Below are 20,705 nucleotides of genomic sequence, written 5' to 3'. Positions count from 1 at the left end.
CCTCCCACTGTGGGAGGGGGCTTGCCCCCGATGAGGCCCTATAAATCAATACCTTCCAACTGTTTCAACGCCGCTTTGCGCTGCGCGATCGGCAATCCGCCCAGCTTCTCAACCGCGGCATAGAACTTCACCCAATCCCCTCCTTCGCGCCTGAACAACGCCGCAAACGCCGGCACCCACTGGTCATAGAGCCCGAACGGCAACAACCGCGCGTTGTTCATCGGCTGGTTGATCCAGGCGTCATAGCGTTTATCGCCACCCCATTGGCTATCGCGCACTTGGCGATAGTCACTGCGCAACCGCTCAAATTCGGCGGCCTTGGCCTGGCGCATCACACCCGCAGCCAAGGGCTGGGCGTAGAGTTTTTCCAGGCGTTTGCGAGTGTCGAGGATCAGCTGGATAAACTGGTCGCGCTGTTTCAACATCGTGTCGCTTTGAGGCGCCAAACCACGGGCGGCGCGCCATTGACGAGTGCCTTCCTGCTCGACGAAAGTGGCGAATGACTCGTTGAACTCCGTGTCGTCCTTCACGTAGAAGCGCTGGTGGGCCAACTCATGAAAGATCAGTGTGGCCAGGCGTTCATCGCCCCAATTCATCATCGAGCTCATGATCGGGTCGTTGAACCAACCTAACGTGGAATAGGCCTCGACACCGCCCATTGATACATCCATGCCCTGCTGGCGCAATAACGCCGCCTCGCCCCGTGCCGCGCCCTGGTTGTAGTAGCCGCGATAGGCCACGCATCCGGCGATGGGGAAGCAATGGTTCTCGGCAGACAGGGAAAATTCCTGCGTGGCGAAGACATTCCACACCACGTAGGGCCGACCAATATCGGCATACAGCCGGTAACTCTGGTTGTCGGGCAGGTGCAGATGTTCGCTGGCGAAGGTACGTGCTTTCTGGGATTGAGCGAGATGATCACGCAACGGCTGCGCGCGCGAGGGGTCGGCGATCACCTTCGTAACCGGCTCCCGCGCCCGCAAAAGCTGCCATTGGCCGCCCGCCAGTTGGCCGTAGTAACTGACGCTGGAGCAACCGCTGAGCAGCACAACCATCGACCCTGCAAGAAAACGCCTGACCATGCCCTGACGGCTCCTAGGTAATAGGTTCGTGGTTATACTCACAAAAATACTCTTCCTATCGCCGAGTGCCTGTCATGCGCCAGCTCTTGCTTTGCCTCGCCGCCCTGCTCATCAGCGCCTGTACGTCCACCTCTGTGCCGCCCGCTGACCCGCAACAGGCCTGGGTCGATTTCATCACGCCGACACCGGGCGCCAAGATGGTGATGGCGCAGCGTCTGGATGGCAAAAATCTCGATGATGGGCGTTATTTCCAAATGCCGCCCGGGGCCCACGAACTGATGGTGCGCTTTGACTTTGAGGTGCCCACTGGCGGAGGCCTTGGCGGTCTTAGCTCGCTCCAATACCGTACCTGCTTCATGACCTTGCAATACGACCACTTCCAGGCCGGCCGGCGCTATGTACTGGAGGGCCGCTCGCTGGCGTTCACGCCCAATATCCGGCTGTATGACTCAGCCCGTCAGTTGTTGGCCGAAGAACGCAGCGTGAACTGTCTCTGATCAGTCGTTGTTTTTTTGGTAGATGATGCGCTTGGTGCCGTTTTCACACGAGCCGACGATCATGGCGCTGTCGTGGTTCTTGGCTTCTTCGGCGGTGATGATTTCCAGGGTGTAGGACGGAATCGCCTTGGCCTGGATCTTCACTTCAATCTCTTTCCTGAGTTCTTCACAGTCTTTTGGAGCGGCCACGGCCGAAGTGGCCAACACAGCGCAGATGATAGCCAAGGTAAAACGTTTCATGTGTGAAGCTCCCTGAATGCACTGCGCACGGGTGTGCGCCTAGGCTGCATATGGCTATTCGACCACAGTTTGGAAACGCGAGTTCTGATTTAACGCAGCATTAAAATGTGGGAGGGGGCTTGCTCCCTCCCACATTAAAGCGTGTCAGTTAACCAGCCTGCCATCCAGGGTGATGGTCGCATTCAGCACCTTGGATACCGGGCACCCTTCCTTGGCCTTTTTGCTCAGTTCATCGAACTGCGCCTGGCTGGCGCCGGGGATCTTGGCCTTGAGAATCAAATGCACGGCGGTAATCGCGAAGCCGCCATCCACTTGGTCCAGCGTTACTTCAGCCTGGGTGTCGATGCTGTCAGCTTTAAGCCCTGCATCACCCAGAATCATGGAAAAAGCCATGGAGAAGCAGCCCGCGTGGGCCGCACCGATCAATTCTTCAGGGTTGGTGCCCTTGCCACCTTCAAAACGCGCCTTGAACCCGTAAGGCGCTTCGCGCAGTACGCCGGTTTCGGTGGAGATGGAACCCAGGCCAGTCTTCAGGTCGCCTTCCCAGTGCGCAGATGCTTTTTTAACGATGCTCATAGCGGTCTCCTCGAACGGTGGTTTTGCGTCAGTAGAGTTCTGAGGATAGAAGCGCTGGCAAAGTTCACCCTGTAGGAGAGACCTAGCAATTCAGTAGGAAATTTTCCTGCCGGCTATTGAATCTCGGGTATATGCCCTCATTGCATAGAACATGCACATGCAGCGGCAGGTCTTGGTTCGTCTTAAAAGCCTGCGCGCCCCCTTGGAGAAGCAGGCTTATGAAATCGCTGTCCGACGTGAAGTTCTCGACCCTCGACCTGGTGCCCGTGCGGGCCAACGGCAGTCCGGCGCAATCGTTGCGCAATTCTCTGGACCTGGCCCAGCATGTGGAAAAGTTCGGCTACAACCGTTTCTGGGTAGCCGAGCACCACAACATGGATGGCATCGCCAGCTCGGCCACCTCGGTGTTGCTGGGCTATCTGGCCGGCGGCACATCCACGATTCGCGTCGGCTCGGGCGGTGTGATGTTGCCCAACCATGCGCCGTTGGTCATCGCCGAGCAGTTTGGCACCCTGGAAAGCCTGTACCCCGGACGCATCGACCTGGGCCTGGGCCGCGCCCCCGGTTCCGACCAGATGACCGCGCGCGCGCTGCGCCGCGAGCGCTCCGGCAGCGCCGATGATTTCCCCGAAGATGTCGCCGAACTAATGGCTTACCTGGGCCCGCGCACACCGGACCAACGCGTGATCGCCGTGCCCGGCACCGGCACCAATGTGCCGGTGTGGCTGCTGGGCTCCAGCCTGTTCAGTGCGCAACTGGCCGGCGAGCGCGGTTTGCCCTACGCCTTTGCCTCGCATTTCGCACCGCGCTTGATGCACGAGGCGATTCGCGTGTATCGCAACCACTTCAAGCCTTCGGCTGTGTTGGATAAACCCTACGTGATGCTCGGTATTCCGCTGGTGGCCGCCGACACCGACGAGCAGGCCGACTACCTGGCTACATCGGTGTACCAGCGCATCCTCGCGCTGATGCGCGGCCAAAGCCTGGTGCAGCGCCCGCCGGTCAACACCATGGACGGCTTATGGTTGCCTCATGAAAAGGACGCGGTCGGTAGCTTCCTCGGCCTGGCGATGGTCGGCAGCCCGGCAAAGATCCGCGCCAAACTGGAGGTGCTGATCGAACAAACCGGCGCCGATGAGCTGATTTTTACCTGCGACCTGTATGAACACGCCGACCGGATTCATTCCTACGAACTGCTGGCGCAGTTGATGAAGGGCTGAACCCCAGGCGAAAAAAATCGACGCACCTGTGGGCAAGTGCGTCGATTTTATGTCTGCATCACGGATCAACCGCGCTTGTAGACGATTTCCTTGGTGCCGCCTTCGCAGGTACCGACCACTTTTGCGTCGGCAGCAGCGCCTTTGTCCACGGCTTCCAGCGAATACCCCGAAACGCCCTTGGCGTCGAGTTTCGCTGCAATCTCGCTTTTCAGCTCTTCACAAGGCTTGCCCGCCGCCAGGGCCGTGCCCGCAACGCTCAACAAACCTACCGCTAGCAGAAACTTTTTCATCCGTTACTTTCCTTGCGCTGATAGAAAACAACATGCCGACACACTGAGTGTCGGCGCCCCATCGTTGTAGCGCAGGTTATGGCAATCGGCCAGCCAGCAAGTTCAACTCAGCGGATCAACTGCTGGCAATTCGGAATCCCACCTTGAGCGTGACTTGGTAGTGGGCGACCTTGCCGTTTTCGATATGGCCACGGGTTTCGGTCACTTCGAACCATTCCAGATGCTTGAGGCTCTTGTTGGCCTCGGCAATCGCATTGTTGATCGCATCTTCGATGCTGGTGGTCGAGGAACCGACCAATTCGACTTTCTTGTAGGTGTGATGATCAGACATAGCGTTTCTCCTGAGGGTCGTCAATAAAGCCTAGCAGTCAAAGCTCATACTGCCTCTGGCGACCGTTCCTACGTGAAAGTTCAGATTTACTGCACTTTCTGAGACCGCTGGAGTCGGTATCTACACACGCCACTCAATCACTTCAGGAGATCCACATGGCCAATACTTCTTTACGCAAAGCATCGCTGGAAAGCATGGAAGCCGAGATTTCGAGCCTGCTCAAGTCCCTTGAGAGCCTCAAGGACGATGCGTCCGATGAGTCGCGCAAGACCCTGAAGGCCTTGAAAAGCAACGCCGAGAATGCCCTCAAGCACTCGCGCCACCTGATCAGCGACGCCTACGAAGAAAGCAAAGTCAAAATCCGCGAAACCGGCGTTGCCACTCGCGACTACGCCCAGGAGCACCCATGGACTACAGCCGGTGTCGCTGTTGGCGCGCTGGGCCTGCTGGCGGCTTACCTGCTGTGCAAACGCGGTGACTAAGTCGGTTGGCGCATCAACTCAGCCTTGAGCCACTGCGCCAACTGCCGAGCGCGCCCGTCCGCGGCGCGCTTGGGCAGCCACAGCGCCAGGTGCGCCGGGGTTTCACTGAAACCCCACGGCGCCACCAGGCGACCCGCACGCAGGTCCTCTGCCACCAGCGGCTGCGGTGCAATTGCTACGCCCAAGCCCGCGACAGCTGCCTCCAGCAAATAATACAAATGCTCAAAACCCTGGCCGTGTTTCAACGCATCGGGCGCCATATCGTGTTGCCGCGCCCAAATAGGCCAGGCCTGCGGGCGCGAGGTGGTGTGCAACAACGCTTCGCCGCACAAGGCTGATGCCGGCGCCCGGCGCAGGCGCTCATAACCGGCAAAACGCGGGCTCATCACCGGGCCGATACGCTCGCTGGCCAGTTCATACACGTGCATATCCGTCGGCCAGGGCGGCTCGGCGAAGACCAGCAAAGCGTCCAGCCCAGGGCGGCGCGGGTCCAGGTCGCCATCGCCCGCCGACAGGTGCAGGCGCAAGTCAGGCAGGTCGGCGTTCAAGCGGCCCAAGCGCGGGATCAGCCAGCGCGCCAGCAAACTGCCCGAGCAACCCAGCACAAACGGCGCATCCGCGCTGCGTTGGGTGAGTTCAGCGCACACGTCCCTTAAACGCTCAAACGCTTCGAAGCTGGCATCACGCAGCCGAGCGCCGGCATCTGTGAGTTTAATGCCTCGCCCATCCTTGCTGAACAGACTGACACCCAGGTGTTCTTCCAGCACTTTAAGCTGGCGGCTCACTGCCCCGTGGGTCACGTGCAGTTGCTCGGCAGCCTGGCTGACGCTGTTGAGCCGCGCGGTGGCTTCAAACGCACGCAGGGCATTAAGGGGGGGAAGGTCGCGGCTCATCTGTGAGTTTTCCTGACGGGTTGCGGCGATCTTATCGGTTTTCACCCTTGCGCGTCAGGGGTAGAGTGGCCCTCATTGTTTCCTACACCCCTTCTTCCCTGGAGCGTCTCATGACTCAGTCCCAGACCGATCTACGCAACGGCCCCGACGCCAACGGCCTGTTTGGCGCGTTTGGCGGCCGTTATGTCGCTGAAACCCTGATGCCGTTGATCCTCGACCTGGCCCGCGAATACGAAGCGGCCAAGATCGATCCGGCGTTCAACGAGGAGCTGGCCTACTTCCAGCGCGACTACGTAGGTCGCCCGAGCCCGCTGTACTTCGCCGAGCGCCTGACCGAGTTCTGTGGTGGCGCCAAAATCTACCTCAAGCGCGAAGAGCTCAACCACACCGGCGCGCACAAGATCAACAACTGCATCGGCCAGATCCTGCTGGCGCGGCGCATGGGCAAAAAACGCATCATCGCCGAGACCGGCGCCGGCATGCACGGCGTAGCCACCGCCACCGTGGCGGCGCGCTTTGGCCTGCAATGCGTGATCTACATGGGCACCACCGACATTGAGCGCCAACAGGCCAACGTATTCCGCATGAAGCTGCTGGGCGCCGAAGTGATCCCCGTGGTCGCCGGCACCGGCACCCTCAAGGACGCAATGAACGAAGCCCTGCGTGACTGGGTGACCAACGTCGACAGCACGTTCTACCTGATCGGCACCGTGGCCGGCCCGCACCCGTACCCGGCGATGGTGCGCGACTTCCAGGCGGTGATCGGCAAAGAAACCCGTACTCAGTTGCAAGCCCAGGAAGGCCGCCTGCCGGACAGCCTGGTGGCGTGCATCGGTGGCGGTTCCAACGCCATGGGCCTGTTCCACCCGTTCCTGGACGACACCAGCGTAGAGATCATCGGCGTTGAAGCCGCCGGCCACGGCATCGAAACCGGCAAGCACGCCGCCAGCCTCAACGGCGGCGTACCGGGCGTGCTGCACGGCAACCGCACCTTCCTGCTGCAAGACGACGATGGCCAGATCATCGACGCCCACTCGATTTCCGCCGGCCTCGATTACCCAGGTATCGGCCCGGAACACGCCTGGTTGCATGATATCGGCCGCGTCCAATACACCTCGGTGACCGATGACGAAGCCCTGGAAGCCTTCCATAAATGCTGCCGCCTGGAAGGGATTATTCCTGCACTGGAAAGCGCCCATGCCCTGGCCGAAGTGTTCAAACGCGCACCCAACCTGCCCAAGGATCACCTGATGGTGGTCAACCTGTCCGGCCGTGGCGACAAAGATATGCAGACCGTGATGCACCACATGGAACAGTCCAAGCAGGAGAAACACTGATGAGCCGCCTGCAAACGCGCTTTGCCCAGCTTAAAGAACAAAACCGCGCCGCCCTGGTGACCTTCGTTACCGCCGGCGACCCGGGGTACGACGCCTCCCTGGCGATCCTCAAGGGTTTGCCGGCCGCCGGCGCCGACGTGATCGAGTTGGGCATGCCCTTCACCGACCCGATGGCCGACGGCCCAGCCATCCAGCTCGCCAACATCCGCGCGCTGGAAGCCAAGCAAAACCTGGCGAAAACCCTGCAGATGGTCCGCGAGTTCCGCAAAGACAACAACGACACCCCGCTGGTGTTGATGGGCTACTTCAACCCGATCCACAAATACGGCGTACCGGCGTTTATCGCTGACGCCAAAGCGGCCGGCGTCGACGGCCTGATCGTGGTCGACATGCCGCCCGAGCACAACGGCGAGCTGTGCGACCCGGCCCAGGCCGCCGGCATCGACTTTATCCGCCTGACCACCCCGACCACCGACGACGTGCGCCTGCCGACCGTCCTCAACGGCAGCTCCGGCTTTGTGTACTACGTGTCGGTCGCCGGTGTGACCGGCGCCGGTGCCGCCACCCTGGAACACGTCGAAGAAGCGGTGACCCGCCTGCGCCGCCATACCGACCTGCCGATCAGCATCGGCTTTGGTATCCGCACGCCGGAACAAGCGGCGGCCATCGCGCGCCTGGCCGACGGCGTGGTGGTGGGCTCGGCGCTGATCGATCACATCGCCAACGCCGGCAACGAACAGCAGGCGATTGATGGCGTGTTGAGCCATTGCGCGGCGCTGGCCGAAGGCGTGCGCAACGCACGCAAGTAAGGCTTGCCGTGGCGAGGGAGCCTGCTCCCTCGCCGCCGTTTATTGGTCCAGCTTGATCCGCTCGACCTTGCCCACCAGCAATATGTAGGACAGCGCCCCCAACAACGCCAGCACGGCGATGTAGGTGATCGCCGGCGCAAACGAATCGCCGCTGGCCAGAAAGCCGATCACGATCGGCGTGGCAATCGCCGACAGGTTACCGATGAAGTTGAACACGCCGCCGGTCAGGCCCAGCAACCGTGCCGGTGCCAGGGTCGATACCAGCGACCAGGTAATCGACGCCAGCCCGTTCCCGAAGAACGCCACCGCCAGGAACGCAATCACCCACGCCGTCGAGTCCACGTAGTTGGCGCCGATGATCGCCGTGGAAATCAACAGCCCGCCAATGATCGGCAACTTGCGCGCAAAGCCCACCGAGGCGCCCCGGCGAATCAGCCAGTCGGAAAAAACCCCGGAACACAGCACACCGACAAACGCCGCCAGGAACGGCAACGAGGCCAGCAGGCCGGACTTGATGAAGTCCATGCCGCGATATTTCACCAGGTAGGTCGGGAACCACGTCAGAAAGAACCACAAGGTGGAGTTCAGGCAGAACTGCCCCAGGTAAATACCCCAGAGTTTGCGCTTGCTCAGCACGATACCCAGATCGACCCAACTGAACGGTGCCTTGGCCGTTTGCGCCTGCATGTCCACCAGGCCGCCGCCGTCGCGGATCAACTGGATTTCAGCCTGGTTGGCGCCTTTGAAATCCTTTGGCTCGCGGTACACCGCGTACCAGATCACCGCCCACAGGATGCCGACGCCGCCGGTGGTGACAAACACCATGTGCCAACCGAACTCATGTTGCAGCCACGCCAGCACCGGCGTGAGAAACGCCAGCCCGACGAATTGCCCGGAGGTATAAAAGCCAATCGCCGTTGCGCGCTCGCGCTCGGGAAACCAGGTGGTGACCACACGGCTGTTGATCGGGTAAGCCGGCGCTTCCAACGCACCGACGGCCATGCGCAGCACAAACAGCGCGATGAAGCTGGCGGCAAAGCCGAGCATTACCGTGGCGATGGACCACAACAGCAGCGCGGCGGTGTAGAGGATACGCGGCGGCACGCGGTCGACCAGCCAGCCACCCGGGATCTGCATGGCCGCGTAGGTCCAGCCGAACGCGGAGAAAATCAGGCCGACGTGTACCGGGTCGATGCCCAACTCGCTGGTGAGCGCCGGGGCGGCAATCGACAGGTTGCTGCGGTCGAGGTAGTTGATGACCACGGTGATGAACAGCAGCACCATGATGAAAAAGCGCTTTCGGCTAGGCGTGACTAAAGAAGCCTGTCCGGTGAGGGATTCAGGGTGCATGGGAAGTGCCTCTTTTTATGTTTATTGAGGACGGACTTACTGATGAAACCGAATCAAAATGTGGAAGAGAGCAAGCCCCCTGCCACATGTTTAACCGTGTTCCTTCAGGAGGGAATCACCACTCGGCAAAGCTGCCGTCGGCATGGCGCCAGATCGGGTTGCGCCAGCGGTGGCCGATGGCGGCGCGCTCGATCACGTATTCCTCGTTGATCTCGATGCCCAGGCCCGGCCCGTTGGGGATCTTCACAAAGCCCTGGTCGTAGTCGAACACACCGGGGTCACGTACGTAGTCGAGCAGGTCGTTGCTCTCGTTGTAGTGAATGCCCAGGCTTTGCTCCTGGATAAACGCGTTGTAGCAAACCGCATCCAGTTGCAGGCAAGCGGCCAAGGCAATCGGGCCCAGTGGGCAGTGCAGGGCCAGGGCCACATCGTAGGCTTCGGCCATGTTGGCGATCTTGCGGGTTTCGGTGATGCCGCCGGCGTGGGAAGCATCCGGCTGGATGATGTCAACATAGCCTTCGCTGAGCACACGCTTGAAGTCCCAACGCGAGAACAGGCGCTCGCCCAGGGCGATCGGAGTACTGGTCAGCGGCGCCAGTTCCTTGAGGGCTTCGTAGTTTTCGCTGAGCACGGGCTCTTCGATAAACATCAGCTTGTACGGGTCCAGCTCCTTCATCAGCACCTTGGCCATGGGCTTGTGCACGCGGCCATGGAAGTCGACGCCGATGCCGACGTTAGGGCCGACCGCATCACGCACGGCCGCCACGTTGGCCAGGGCCAGGTCGACTTTTTCGAAGCTGTCGACGAACTGCAATTCTTCGGTGCCGTTCATTTTCACGGCGGTAAAGCCACGAGCCACCGCCTCTTTGGCCGCGCGGGCGGTGTCGGCCGGGCGGTCGCCACCGATCCACGAATACACGCGGATCTTGTCGCGTACCTGGCCACCGAGCAGGTCGCTGACGGAAACGCCGAGGGCCTTGCCCTTGATGTCCCACAGCGCCTGGTCGATACCGGCCAGCGCGCTCATGTGCACGGCGCCGCCGCGGTAGAAACCGCCCCGGTAGAGCACGGTCCAGATGTCTTCGATATTGCGTGGGTCTTTGCCGATCAGGTAGTCGGACAGTTCCTCAACGGCAGCGGCCACGGTGTGAGCGCGGCCTTCGACCACGGGCTCACCCCAACCGGTCACGCCCTGGTCGGTTTCGACCTTGAGGAAGCACCAGCGCGGCGGGACGATAAAGGTCGTCAGTTTGGTGATTTTCATCTGTTATCTCTCTTATCGATGCGGCGCCTGTGGGCGCGGAATTTAATCTCGGCTCAGGGCTTTCCAGGCGGCGACGTACGCCTGGGCGCGGCTCGCGACCTGATCCACGGTCATGCCCGGCTTGAACAACCCGGACCCCAGCCCGAACCCTTTGGCGCCGGCGTCGGTGAACACCTGCATGTTGTCCGGGTTAATGCCGCCCACCGGGAGCAGCAACGTGCCCTGCGGCAGTACCGCCAGCCACGCCTTGATCACCGCCGGGCCCATTTGCTCGGCCGGGAACAGCTTCAACACATCGGCCCCTTCGGCCAATGCGGCGAAGGCTTCGGTGGGCGTGGCCACACCCGGCGATAGGTACAGGCCCGCCGCCTTGGCCGCGCACAGTACCTTGGCATCGCTGTGGGGCATGACGATCACCTGGCCGCCAGCGGCTTTCACCTGCTCAACCTGTTCAGGCGTCAACACCGTACCGGCCCCGATCAGGCAATCGGCGGGCAGGCTGTCACGCAGGGTGCGGATGCTGGTGTAAGGGTCCGGCGAATTGAGCGGGACTTCGATCACGCGAAAACCGGCGTCGTACAGCACCTGGCCGACAGCCTTGGCTTCGTCCGGGCGTACACCGCGCAGGATCGCGATCAAACCGTTTTGTGCGAGTGCTTGCTTGAGCATGTCAGGCCTCCGATACAGGTTGAATGAGCCCGGCCGCCACGGCCAGTTGCCACAGGCCGCGCTCGGTGGCTTCCTGCGCCAGGCTGACAGGGGCGAAGCCGCACAGGGCGAGGGCGCGTTGATAGCGGGCGCAGAGGGGGGCGGCGCCGACCAGGATGATCGGCATGTGTTTTGCGCGGCCCGGCAGGCCCGCGAGTTCGTGGCCGATCAACAGGCCGGACAGGTAATCGGGCTGCTGTTCCGGCGAGAGGGCGGCGGTCAGGCCGAGGGTGCGCGCACTGAACAGCGTCGACAGCACACCCCGCGCGCCCTCGTCGGACAGCGCCACCTGCACGCCCCGGTCAAAGGCCGCGGCCTGGAATGTCTCGGAAGGCTTTTGGGTACGGCCCAGCAGGCTGTGCTTGCTCAACACCGCGAACACTTCGCCGGTCATAAAGGTGTCGAAGTGGGTGATGCGGCCGCCCACCACCTCGACCCACTTGGAATGGCTGCCCGGCAGGCCAATCAACACTTCGGCCCCCAGCCCCTGCAACACACCCAACACCTGGGTTTCTTCGCCGCGCATCACATTGGGCAAGCCGACCTGCTCGATCACACCGGGCACAATATGCACCTCGACACCGCGCAGGCTGCGCACGTTGTGCAGTGCCTGGCCCAGGCTTGCGACATCGACTGGGGTAGTGCGATACGCCGCCTCGCTCCAGCCCTGGGCACTGCCAACCATGCCGCAGGCGATCACCGGCAAGCCAGGTTCAGCGTCGAGCCAATCCCCGCAGGCCGCATCAAAGGCCAATTCGAAGCCATCGCTGCACAGCACGCCGGCGATCTCCCGGGCTTCTGTGGGCAGATGCATGATGCCTGACGCCAGTGAGCGTTGTTCCAGCACCACGCCTGCGGGGCCGAGTTTGTAAGCACGAAGGGAGCTGGTTCCCCAATCGAGCGCGATCAATTGCGCCTGCATCGCTTCACCTGAAATGAGTGGGTGCTGAAAAAAGCAGATGGGCGAATATAAACCTAAGCCTGGCGACATCTCAATATATAAATATCAATCCCATATATTGGGATACGACCGCAGAAATCCCGCTCTCCTTCACAGAAGTTGAGGGGTTGCACATCGAGAAGAGGGTTAAAAAACAGACAGATCCAGCGTACGCATCGCGCCCAGCCAGATGGCGTGATCGGTGTGGTCCTTGAGCTCATCGCCGGTTTCAGGGTGCAGGAACACCACCAGCCCATCGCGATGCAGCGCCAGCCACGGCAGCACCACGCCGATGTATTCGGCGTCGAACGCCAGCTGGCAGCTCCAGTCCGGGTGCGGGCCGACGGGGCGCTCATGCACGCGCCCCATGCGCAACGGGAACAGTGTTGCGGCGTCTTCACACAGGCTGCGCGCCTGATCGATCGTATTGGCATCGAAGTAGATGTGGGCGTGATAGCCCTTGATACGTTGCATGAGGAACTCCGGATCCACTGTGCGCCAGATGCTAGACCGCAATCGACGGCAGGGCCAGCCCGGTCAATGACTGCGCGCTGCTGGCCTGCTCCGCCACCAGCCAATCGACAAAACGCTCAACCAACTGCCCGCGACGTTTGCGCTGGGGCTGCACCACGTAATAGCCGAAACGCGAGATGACCGTGTTGCTGATCGGTCGGCAGAGCCAGTTCTGCTCCAGCAGGTTATCCACCAAATGCCGCCAGCCAATGGCCACGCCCTGGCCGGCAATCGCCGCCTGGATCAGCAAGGTGTAGTTATCGAAGCGCAGTTGGCCAGGCGTGGGGGCGGCGGTGATACCCAGTTCGCGGAATACACCGCTCCAATCGAACCATTGGCTGTTGTTTTCCTGGCGCAGGTGCAGCAAAGGAACATCGTGCAAATTGTGCAAGGTCAGCGGTGTGGCCTGGTCCTTGAGCCACTGCGGGCTGCACACCGGAAATACTTCTTCGTTGAACAGCCACAGGCTGTCGCCCTGTTTGAAACGGCCATCGCCAAACAGCACCGCTACGTCGATATCGCTGCGCAAGGTGGCATGGTTGCGCTCGCTGGTGACCAGGCTCACATCCACGTGCGGGTTGGCCTGGTGGAAGCGATGCAGGCGCGGCATCAGCCAATAGGCGGCGAAGGCAAAGTCGGTGGCCACTTGCAGCACTTCGTGCTGGTCCTGCTGAGTGATCGCGCTGAGACCTTGGTTGATGGTTTGCAAACCGCCTTGCACATGCTCGAACAGCAAGGCGCCGGCGTCGGTCAGCTCAATGCCACGGTAGATGCGATCAAACAGGCGAATCGCCAGTTGTTCCTCGAGGCGCTTGATCTGTTGGCTGATCGCCGGCTGGGTGGTGCCCAGCTCCATGGCCGCCGCTGTAAAGCTGCGATGACGGGCTGCGGCTTCAAACGCGCGCAGCAGGTCGAGGGACACATCGCCAAGGGCTTCATACATAAGCTGTGCTTATCCTAGACATTGCTTTTCATGGGCTTTACCCCATTTTCCATGGGCTGCATGCTCACTGGCATAAACACCGCCTATGGAATGCCAAGCCCCCATGAAGCGCAAGAACATTCTTTTCATCATGGCCGATCAAATGGCCGCGCCGCTGCTTCCGTTCTACGGTTCTTCGCCCATCAAGCTGCCGAATCTGAGCCGCCTCGCCGAGCAGGGCGTTGTGTTCGACGCCGCCTATTGCAACAGCCCGTTGTGCGCGCCGTCGCGCTTCACGCTGGTCAGCGGGCAATTACCGAGCAAGATCGGCGCCTATGACAACGCGGCGGATTTTCCCGCCGATGTGCCCACCTATGCGCACTACCTGCGACGCCTCGGCTACCGCACCGCGCTGTCGGGCAAGATGCATTTTTGCGGCCCCGACCAGTTGCACGGTTATGAGGAGCGCCTGACCAGTGACATCTACCCCGCCGACTATGGTTGGGCGGTGAATTGGGATGAGCCGCACGTACGTCCCAGTTGGTACCACAACATGTCCTCGGTGCTGCAAGCCGGGCCATGCCTGCGCACCAACCAGCTGGACTTCGACGAAGAGGTGGTGTTCAAGGCGCAGCAGTATCTGTTCGACCATATTCGCGAGGACGGCGACCAACCGTTCTGCCTGACCGTGTCGATGACCCATCCCCACGACCCGTACACCATTCCCAAGCCGTTCTGGGACCTGTACGACGAGAGCGACATCCCTTTGCCTGCAACCCCGGCACAGTGTGATCTCGACCCGCATTCCCAGCGCCTGCTCAAGGTCTACGACCTGTGGGACAAGCCGCTGCCTGTGGATAAGATCCGCGATGCACGCCGCGCCTACTTCGGCGCATGCAGCTACATCGACAGCAACGTCGGCAAGCTGTTGCAGACCCTGGAAGACACCGGCCTTGCCGACGACACCATCATTGTGTTCTCCGGCGACCATGGCGACATGCTTGGCGAGCGCGGCCTCTGGTACAAAATGCACTGGTTTGAAATGGCCGCCCGCGTGCCGCTGCTGGTCAGTGCGCCGGGGCTGTTTGCGGCGGGGCGCGTATCAAAAGCCGTGTCCACCGCCGACCTGTTGCCCACGCTGGTGGAGCTGGCCGGCGGCGAGTTGGACCCACGCCTGCCGCTGGACGGGCGCTCGCTGGTGGCGCATTTGCAAGGGCAGGGCGGGCACGACGAAGTGTTCGGCGAATACATGGCCGAAGGCACTATCAGCCCGCTGATGATGATTCGCCGGGGCGCCTACAAATTCATCTACAGCGAAGACGACCCGTGTCTACTGTTCGACGTACACAACGACCCAGGGGAGCAGGAAGAGCTCAGCCAGTCGCCACAGCATCGGGCGCTGTTTGCAGCCTTCCTGAACGAGGCGCGGGCCAAATGGGACATCCCGGCGATCCATCAGCAGGTACTCGCCAGCCAACGCCGCCGTCGCCTGGTATTCGAGGCGCTGACCCTGGGCAAGCTGAAGAGCTGGGACCACCAGCCGCTGGTGGACGCCAGTCAGCAATACATGCGCAACCATATCGACCTCGACGACCTGGAGCGCAAGGCACGTTATCCACAACCCTGCCAAAACCAATAAATACAGAGGGAAGGCCATGCAAAAGTTAACGGTAGTGCTGGGCATTCTGGCGTTAAGCAGCGCCAACGTGTACGCAGAGGCCAGCTGCGAAACAGTGAAAATGGCCGATCCCGGCTGGAGCGACATCGCCGCGACCAACGCCATCACCGGTTTTCTGCTGACGGGCATGGGCTACAAGGCCAAGGTCGACACCCTGGCGGTGCCGATTACCTTCGGCGGGCTCAAGGACGGCCAGGTGGATGTGTTCCTCGGCAATTGGATGCCGGCGCAGCAGGGGTTCTACGACAAGTTCGTGGCCAATGGCGATGTCGTGCAATTGGCCAAGAACCTCGACGGCACCGAGTTCACCCTCGCCGTGCCGGACTACGTGTGGGACGCCGGTGTGCATGAGTTTGCCGACCTGAACAAATTCGCCGACAAGTTCGACAAGAGGATCTACGGCATTGGCTCCGGCGCGCCGGCGAACATCTCGTTGCAGGAGATCATCAAGAAGAACGACTTTGACCTGGGCCAGTGGAAGCTGATCGAGTCCAGCGAACAGGCGATGCTCGCCGAAGTGTCCCGGGCAGTGAAGAAACAGCGCTTTGTCACCTTCCTCGGCTGGACGCCGCACCCGATGAACGTGCAGTTGAAAATGCACTACCTCAAGGGCGGCGAGAAATATTTTGGCGCTACCGGTAGCGTGTACACCCTGACCCGCAAAGGGTACGCCCAGGCCTGCCCGAACGTAGGAAAACTGCTGACCAACCTGAGTTTCACCCAGGAGATGGAGAACAGCATCATGGCGCAGGTGGCCAACAATAAGCTCAGCAATGCCGAGGCGGCGAAGGCGTGGATCAAGGCCAACCCGGCGGTGCTGGACAAATGGCTGGAGGGCGTAAAAACCGTGGATGGCCAGGATGCGCTGGCGGCGGTCAAAGCCAAGCTCTAAGGCCTGACACTGTCCCAATGTGGGAGGGAGCAAGCCCCCTCCCACAGGGATTGGCGTGTACTGATACCCTTGAGTCAAACCTTTTCAGCCGAGTTATAAATGCCCCGGCCCAACCGCCACACACTCTTTCCTTTCCTGAGTTGGCTGCCGCGCCAAACCCGCGCCAGCGTCGGCCGGGACGCGATGGTCGGCCTCAGCGGCGCCGTGCTCGCGTTGCCGCAGTCGATTGCCTACGCATTGATCGCCGGCCTCCCACCGGAATATGGCCTGTACGCCGCCATCATCCCGGTGCTGATCGCGTGTCTGTGGGGTTCGTCCTGGCACCTGATCTGCGGCCCCACGGCGGCGATTTCCATCGTGCTCTACGCCAGCGTCAGCCCGCTGGCCGTCCCTGGGTCACAGGACTACATCACGCTCATCCTGTTGCTTACCTTCCTCGCAGGCGTTTTCCAGTGGTTGCTGGGCATGCTGCGCTTCGGTGCGCTGGTGAACTTCGTCTCCCATTCGGTGGTGTTGGGGTTCACCCTCGGCGCCGCCGTGGTGATCGCCCTTGGGCAGTTGCCCAACCTGCTGGGCCTGGTTTTGCCGAGCCAGGCCACGGCGATCAACAGCCTGCTGGCGCTGATCGACCATAGCGGCGAGTGGGACCACGCCTCACTGGCCCTGGGCCTGGGCACGTTGCTGGTGGGTGCATTGCTTAAGTCTCTGGTGCCACGCTGGCCGACGTTATTGATTGCCCTGGCATTGAGCAGCCTGGCCGCATGGCTGTGGCCGGCGGTATTCGGGCACGTGGCGCGGGTCAGTTCGTTTATCGGCAAACTGCCGCCGTTCAGCCCGTTGCCAATGGACCTGGACATGATCCTGCGCCTGCTACCCAGTGCCGTGGCGGTGGGCATGCTGGGGCTGGTGACCAGCCTGTCGATTGCGCGCTCGCTGTCGGCCCGTTCACAGCAATTGCTCGACGCCAATCAAGAAGTACGTGCGCAGGGTTTATCCAACATCGTCGGCGGATTTTTCTCCGGTTACGTGTCGGCTGGTTCCTTTACCCGCTCAGGCCTGAGCTATGAAGCCGGGGCCTGTTCGCCGTTGGCCGGGGTGTTTTCGGCGTTGTGGGTGGCGCTGTTTGCAGTGTTTGGCGCGGCGTTGATCGCGCATATCCCGATTCCGAGCATGGCGGCGAGCATCCTGTTGATTTGCTGGGGCCTGGTGGACCATCGCGGCATCCGCGCGCTGTTCCGGGTCAGCCGCGCCGAGTTTGTGGTGATGAGCCTCACCTGTGTCGCCACCTTGCTGCTGGAACTGCAAACAGCGATCTATGCCGGCGTGTTGGCCTCGCTGTTTTTTTACCTCAAGCGCACCTCGCAGCCGCGGGTTCAACAATGGCGAGATGGAGAAGAAGACGTGCTGCGGGTCGGCGGTTCGATCTTTTTTGGTGCCAGCCACTATCTGCAGGTGCGCCTGCAAAGCCTGCAGGGCGAAAGGGTGGTGATCGAGGCGCAGCAGATCAACTTTATCGACTATTCCGGGGTGGAAATGCTGCATCAGGAGGCACGGCGTTTGCGCGGTCTTGGACGCAGTTTGACATTGCGCCGGGCCAGGCCGCAGGTGGTGGATGAGTTGAAGAAGCTGGAGGGGGCCGATAAGTGCCCCATCCATTTTGAAGACTGAACGCGGTTAAAAAATGTGGGGCTTGCTCCCGATATAGGTGGACCAGTCTAAATCTCTTTGACTGACACACCGCTCCCACATGATGACTGTGCCCACTCTGGATAGGCGTTAGGCCAACTGGCGGCGCATCTGCGCCAATACAGGCGCCGAATCCGGGCGCACACCGCGCCACAGGAAGAAAGCTTCAGCCGCCTGTTCCACCAGCATGCCCAGGCCGTCCATCGCCACCGCTGCCCCCTGCTTGCTGGCCCAGCGGCAAAACGCAGTCGGCTCCTTGGCGTACATCATGTCGTAGCAGAACGTCTTGCCCGGTTCGATCAGGCTGCCGGCAATCGGCGGTACATCGCCTGACAGGCTGGCGGACGTGGCGTTGATGATCACGTCCACCGGCTCACGCAGCCAGTCGAAACCGCTGGCGGACACAGGGCCAAGGTCATCGAACAATTCGGCGAGTCTCTCGGCCTTTTCCACGGTGCGGTTGGCGATGATCAACGAAGAAGGACGCTCGGCCAGCAACGGCTCCAGCGCCCCGCGTACCGCGCCACCGGCGCCCAGCAACAGGATGCGTTTGCCTTGCAGACTCAACCCGGCGTTTACCGTCAGGTCACGCACCAGGCCCGCGCCGTCGGTGTTATCGCCCAACAAGGTGCCGTCGGCCAACTTGCTCAAGGTATTTACCGCGCCAGCGCGTTGAGCGCGTTCGGTGAGGCTGTCGGCCAGCCGGTAGGCGTCTTCCTTGAACGGTACGGTGACGTTGGCGCCACGGCCTTGCACAAAGAACTCACGAGCGCAGCCGGTGAAATCCTCCAGCGGCGCGAGCAAGGTGCTGTAGTCCAGTTGTTCGCCGGTCTGCTCGGCGAACAGGCGGTGTATCAGCGGCGACTTGCTGTGACCGATGGGGTTGCCGAAGACGACATATTTATCCATCAGACGGCCGCCTTGGGCGCGGCAAGGCCGAGCCAGTCGCGGTCTTGCAGGAAGTAATCGGTGAGGCGTGCTTCTTCGCTGCCGGCTTCGGCCTTCCAGTCGTAGCTCCAGCGCACTTGCGGCGGCAGCGACATAAGGATCGACTCGGTACGCCCGCCCGATTGCAGGCCGAACAGGGTGCCCCGGTCGTAGACCAGGTTGAATTCAACATAGCGGCCACGGCGAAATTCCTGGAATTCGCGTTGCTGCGCGGTATAGGCCATGGCTTTGCGGCGCTGCACGATCGGCAGGTAAGCGTCGATGTAAGCGTCGCCGATGGCGCGGATGAAGGCGAAGCAGGTGTCGAACCCCCCTCGTTCAAATCATCGAAGAACAGGCCGCCGATGCCACGTGGCTCGTTGCGGTGCTTGATATGGAAATACGTGTCGCACCACGCCTTGTAGCGCGCGTACACGTCCGGGCCGAACGGCGCACAGGCCTGCTCGGCTACGCGGTGCCAGTGGATGCAATCTTCTTCGTTGCCGTAGTAGGGCGTGAGGTCGAAGCCGCCACCGAACCACCATACCGGCTCTTCGCCTTCTTTTTCGGCGATGAAAAAGCGTACGTTGGCGTGGGAAGTCGGTACATGGGGGTTGTGCGGGTGGATCACCAGGGACACGCCAAGGGCTTCAAAGCCGCGACCCGCCAGTTCAGGACGATGCGCGCTGGCGGAGGGTGGGAGGCCGCTACCAAAGACGTGGGAAAAGTTAACGCCGCCTTTTTCGATCACCGTGCCGTCTGCGATCACACGGGTGCGACCGCCGCCGCCGGCAGGCCGGGTCCAGGCGTCTTCGATAAAGCGAGTATCCGTCTCGAAGGTTTCCAGGGCGCTGCAAATGCGGTCTTGCAGGTCGAGCAGGTAGGCTTTGACAGCCTCGGTGCGAGTAGTCATGACATCACCTTGAATCGGGCAGCGCTACGCGAGGCCAGGGGCCTCGGCGGCAAATGGGCGCACAGGATAGCACTGCACCCAGGTTCACCGCAGTTGACGAGGATCAAGCTTAGGAGTCCGATAGGGGGCTACGCGAATTCGACCCAAGGAGAAGGAAGATGGCCAAACGTATCCAGTTCAGTGCCCATGGTGGCCCCGACGTACTTGAATATGTGGACTACACGCCGGCAGAGCCTGGCCCGCAACAGGTTCGAGTGCGTAACGAGGCGATTGGCCTGAACTTCATCGACACCTATTTTCGCAGTGGGCTGTACGCACCGCCGGCCTTGCCATCGGGCCTGGGGGCGGAAGGCGCCGGCGTGGTGGATGCCATCGGCAGCGAAGTCAGCCAATTCAAGGTCGGCGACCGCGTGGCCTACGGCAGCGGCCCACTGGGTGCCTACAGCCAATTCCACGTGCTGCCCGCCGCCAACCTGGTGCACCTGCCGGACGACATCAGCTTCGAACAAGCCGCCGGTGCCATGCTCAAGGGCCTCACCGTGCAATACCTGCTGCGCCAGACGTATGAACTGAAGGGTGGCGAAACCATCCTGTTCCATGCCGCAGCGGGTGGCGTGGGTTCCCTGGCCTGCCAATGGGCCAAGGCCCTGGGCGTGAAGTTGATCGGCACCGTCAGCTCGGCGGAAAAAGCCGCCGTGGCCAAATCCCTCGGCGCATGGGAAACCATCGACTACAGCAAGGAAAACGTCGCACAGCGCGTGCTGGAATTGACTGACGGCAAAAAGGTACCGGTGGTGTACGACGGCGTCGGCAAGGACACCTGGCTGACCTCCCTCGACAGCGTCGCGCCACGTGGGCTGGTAGTGAGCTTCGGCAATGCGTCAGGCGCCGTAGATGGGGTGAACCTGGGAGTTCTGTCGGCAAAAGGCTCGCTGTACGTCACCCGGCCCACGCTGGCGACGTACGCCAACAATGCGGAAAACCTGCAGATGATGGCGGACGATCTGTTTTCGATGATCAAAAGCGGCAAGGTGCGAATTGATATCAACCAGCGGTATCCGCTGGCAGACGCGGCGAAGGCGCAGACGGAGTTGTCGGCGCGGCGTACCACGGGCTCGACGATTTTGCTGCCTTGACTGCCCGTTGTGGCGAGGG

22 protein-coding genes and 1 pseudogene are annotated in these 20,705 nt (G+C 61.5%); 9 read left to right on the top strand and 14 right to left on the bottom strand.

Annotation, left to right across the window (positions count from 1 at the left end; genetic code table 11):
* Window positions 1–38: 38 nt before the first annotated feature.
* The gene (locus AB4O25_RS18830) at window positions 39–1,082 is read right to left on the bottom strand and encodes an aminopeptidase (RefSeq protein WP_267864536.1); all 1,044 of its coding nucleotides are present in this window, start codon (window positions 1,080–1,082) and stop codon (window positions 39–41) included.
* Window positions 1,083–1,156: 74 nt separating this feature from the next.
* On the opposite strand from AB4O25_RS18830, the gene AB4O25_RS18825 reads away from it, so the two are divergent.
* Window positions 1,157–1,579 (top strand): PA0061/PA0062 family lipoprotein, encoded by a 423-nt coding sequence (locus AB4O25_RS18825; RefSeq protein ID WP_065879199.1) that lies wholly within the window; start codon window positions 1,157–1,159, stop codon window positions 1,577–1,579.
* Here AB4O25_RS18825 and AB4O25_RS18820 read toward each other — a convergent pair whose 3' ends face one another.
* Together AB4O25_RS18820 and AB4O25_RS18815 are read right to left on the bottom strand one after the other, a co-directional pair.
* Complete coding sequence (locus AB4O25_RS18820; protein ID WP_017528713.1) at window positions 1,580–1,819, bottom strand: DUF1161 domain-containing protein; 240 nt, start codon at window positions 1,817–1,819, stop codon at window positions 1,580–1,582.
* A gap of 144 nt (window positions 1,820–1,963) precedes the next feature.
* Window positions 1,964–2,395, bottom strand: coding sequence for an OsmC family protein (locus tag AB4O25_RS18815; RefSeq protein ID WP_065879200.1), 432 nt, complete (start codon window positions 2,393–2,395; stop codon window positions 1,964–1,966).
* 218 nt (window positions 2,396–2,613) lie between these two features.
* On the opposite strand from AB4O25_RS18815, the gene AB4O25_RS18810 reads away from it, so the two are divergent.
* Window positions 2,614–3,615 (top strand): LLM class flavin-dependent oxidoreductase, encoded by a 1,002-nt coding sequence (locus tag AB4O25_RS18810; protein ID WP_017528712.1) that lies wholly within the window; start codon window positions 2,614–2,616, stop codon window positions 3,613–3,615.
* Between the two features lie 65 nt (window positions 3,616–3,680).
* Here the strand turns inward: AB4O25_RS18810 and AB4O25_RS18805 are convergent, their stop codons facing one another.
* Together AB4O25_RS18805 and AB4O25_RS18800 are read right to left on the bottom strand one after the other, a co-directional pair.
* The gene (locus AB4O25_RS18805; protein ID WP_017528711.1) at window positions 3,681–3,905 is read right to left on the bottom strand and encodes a DUF1161 domain-containing protein; all 225 of its coding nucleotides are present in this window, start codon (window positions 3,903–3,905) and stop codon (window positions 3,681–3,683) included.
* 115 nt (window positions 3,906–4,020) lie between these two features.
* The gene (locus AB4O25_RS18800; RefSeq protein ID WP_003170747.1) at window positions 4,021–4,236 is read right to left on the bottom strand and encodes a dodecin; all 216 of its coding nucleotides are present in this window, start codon (window positions 4,234–4,236) and stop codon (window positions 4,021–4,023) included.
* A 155-nt stretch (window positions 4,237–4,391) separates the two neighbouring features.
* Between AB4O25_RS18800 and AB4O25_RS18795 the strand changes: the two genes are divergently transcribed.
* Complete coding sequence (locus AB4O25_RS18795; protein ID WP_003170746.1) at window positions 4,392–4,718, top strand: ElaB/YgaM/YqjD family protein; 327 nt, start codon at window positions 4,392–4,394, stop codon at window positions 4,716–4,718.
* On the opposite strand, the gene AB4O25_RS18790 is transcribed toward AB4O25_RS18795, so the two are convergent.
* Complete coding sequence (locus AB4O25_RS18790) at window positions 4,715–5,611, bottom strand: LysR family transcriptional regulator (RefSeq protein WP_017528710.1); 897 nt, start codon at window positions 5,609–5,611, stop codon at window positions 4,715–4,717. The two genes, AB4O25_RS18795 and AB4O25_RS18790, sit on opposite strands and share 4 nt — an antisense overlap.
* Before the next feature lie 110 nt (window positions 5,612–5,721).
* Here AB4O25_RS18790 and trpB point away from each other — a divergent pair, with 110 nt between their 5' ends.
* Together trpB and trpA are read left to right on the top strand one after the other, a co-directional pair.
* Window positions 5,722–6,948 carry a tryptophan synthase subunit beta gene (trpB, locus tag AB4O25_RS18785; RefSeq protein ID WP_017528709.1) on the top strand — a complete coding sequence of 409 codons (1,227 nt, stop codon included), beginning with the start codon at window positions 5,722–5,724 and terminating at the stop codon, window positions 6,946–6,948.
* Window positions 6,948–7,757, top strand: coding sequence for a tryptophan synthase subunit alpha (gene trpA, locus AB4O25_RS18780; protein WP_065879202.1), 810 nt, complete (start codon window positions 6,948–6,950; stop codon window positions 7,755–7,757). Before trpB ends, trpA begins: the two co-directional genes overlap by 1 nt.
* A 39-nt stretch (window positions 7,758–7,796) precedes the next feature.
* Here trpA and AB4O25_RS18775 read toward each other — a convergent pair whose 3' ends face one another.
* The 6 genes from AB4O25_RS18775 to AB4O25_RS18750 all read right to left on the bottom strand — a co-directional run bounded on the left by AB4O25_RS18775 (window position 7,797) and on the right by AB4O25_RS18750 (window position 13,475).
* Complete coding sequence (locus AB4O25_RS18775; RefSeq protein ID WP_116078025.1) at window positions 7,797–9,107, bottom strand: MFS transporter; 1,311 nt, start codon at window positions 9,105–9,107, stop codon at window positions 7,797–7,799.
* Between the two features lie 115 nt (window positions 9,108–9,222).
* Entirely contained in the window at window positions 9,223–10,371 is a 1,149-nt protein-coding gene (gene dgoD / locus AB4O25_RS18770) for a galactonate dehydratase (RefSeq protein WP_003170741.1), read from the bottom strand.
* Between the two features lie 42 nt (window positions 10,372–10,413).
* Window positions 10,414–11,040, bottom strand: a complete 627-nt coding sequence (locus tag AB4O25_RS18765) for a 2-dehydro-3-deoxy-6-phosphogalactonate aldolase (RefSeq protein WP_116078027.1) — start codon at window positions 11,038–11,040, stop codon at window positions 10,414–10,416.
* A 1-nt stretch (window position 11,041) separates the two neighbouring features.
* Window positions 11,042–12,001, bottom strand: a complete 960-nt coding sequence (locus AB4O25_RS18760) for a 2-dehydro-3-deoxygalactonokinase (RefSeq protein WP_137220074.1) — start codon at window positions 11,999–12,001, stop codon at window positions 11,042–11,044.
* A 165-nt stretch (window positions 12,002–12,166) separates the two neighbouring features.
* On the bottom strand, window positions 12,167–12,493 hold the full coding sequence (locus AB4O25_RS18755; RefSeq protein WP_017528704.1) for a DOPA 4,5-dioxygenase family protein: 327 nt from the start codon (window positions 12,491–12,493) through the stop codon (window positions 12,167–12,169).
* A 31-nt stretch (window positions 12,494–12,524) separates the two neighbouring features.
* Window positions 12,525–13,475, bottom strand: a complete 951-nt coding sequence (locus tag AB4O25_RS18750) for a choline sulfate utilization transcriptional regulator (RefSeq protein ID WP_065879205.1) — start codon at window positions 13,473–13,475, stop codon at window positions 12,525–12,527.
* Window positions 13,476–13,578: 103 nt separating this feature from the next.
* On the opposite strand from AB4O25_RS18750, the gene betC reads away from it, so the two are divergent.
* From betC to AB4O25_RS18735, 3 genes are all read left to right on the top strand, one after another.
* Entirely contained in the window at window positions 13,579–15,093 is a 1,515-nt protein-coding gene (betC, locus tag AB4O25_RS18745) for a choline-sulfatase (RefSeq protein ID WP_460149858.1), read from the top strand.
* A 16-nt stretch (window positions 15,094–15,109) separates the two neighbouring features.
* The gene (choX, locus tag AB4O25_RS18740; protein WP_460149857.1) at window positions 15,110–16,024 is read left to right on the top strand and encodes a choline ABC transporter substrate-binding protein; all 915 of its coding nucleotides are present in this window, start codon (window positions 15,110–15,112) and stop codon (window positions 16,022–16,024) included.
* A gap of 99 nt (window positions 16,025–16,123) precedes the next feature.
* Entirely contained in the window at window positions 16,124–17,692 is a 1,569-nt protein-coding gene (locus AB4O25_RS18735; protein ID WP_017528700.1) for a SulP family inorganic anion transporter, read from the top strand.
* A 108-nt stretch (window positions 17,693–17,800) separates the two neighbouring features.
* Here the strand turns inward: AB4O25_RS18735 and aroE are convergent, their stop codons facing one another.
* Window positions 17,801–18,619, bottom strand: a complete 819-nt coding sequence (gene aroE, locus AB4O25_RS18730) for a shikimate dehydrogenase (RefSeq protein ID WP_065879209.1) — start codon at window positions 18,617–18,619, stop codon at window positions 17,801–17,803.
* Window positions 18,619–19,550: pseudogene (gene hemF / locus AB4O25_RS18725) on the bottom strand (oxygen-dependent coproporphyrinogen oxidase). Before hemF ends, aroE begins: the two are co-directional and overlap by 1 nt.
* Window positions 19,551–19,708: 158 nt before the next feature.
* On the opposite strand from hemF, the gene AB4O25_RS18720 reads away from it, so the two are divergent.
* The gene (locus tag AB4O25_RS18720; RefSeq protein WP_460149856.1) at window positions 19,709–20,686 is read left to right on the top strand and encodes a quinone oxidoreductase family protein; all 978 of its coding nucleotides are present in this window, start codon (window positions 19,709–19,711) and stop codon (window positions 20,684–20,686) included.
* Window positions 20,687–20,705 lie beyond the last annotated feature (19 nt).

Source organism: Pseudomonas sp. S3_A03 (assembly GCF_054668275.1).
Note: the sequence above shows the minus strand (reverse complement) of the source record. Positions and strands in the feature narration are given on the sequence as shown.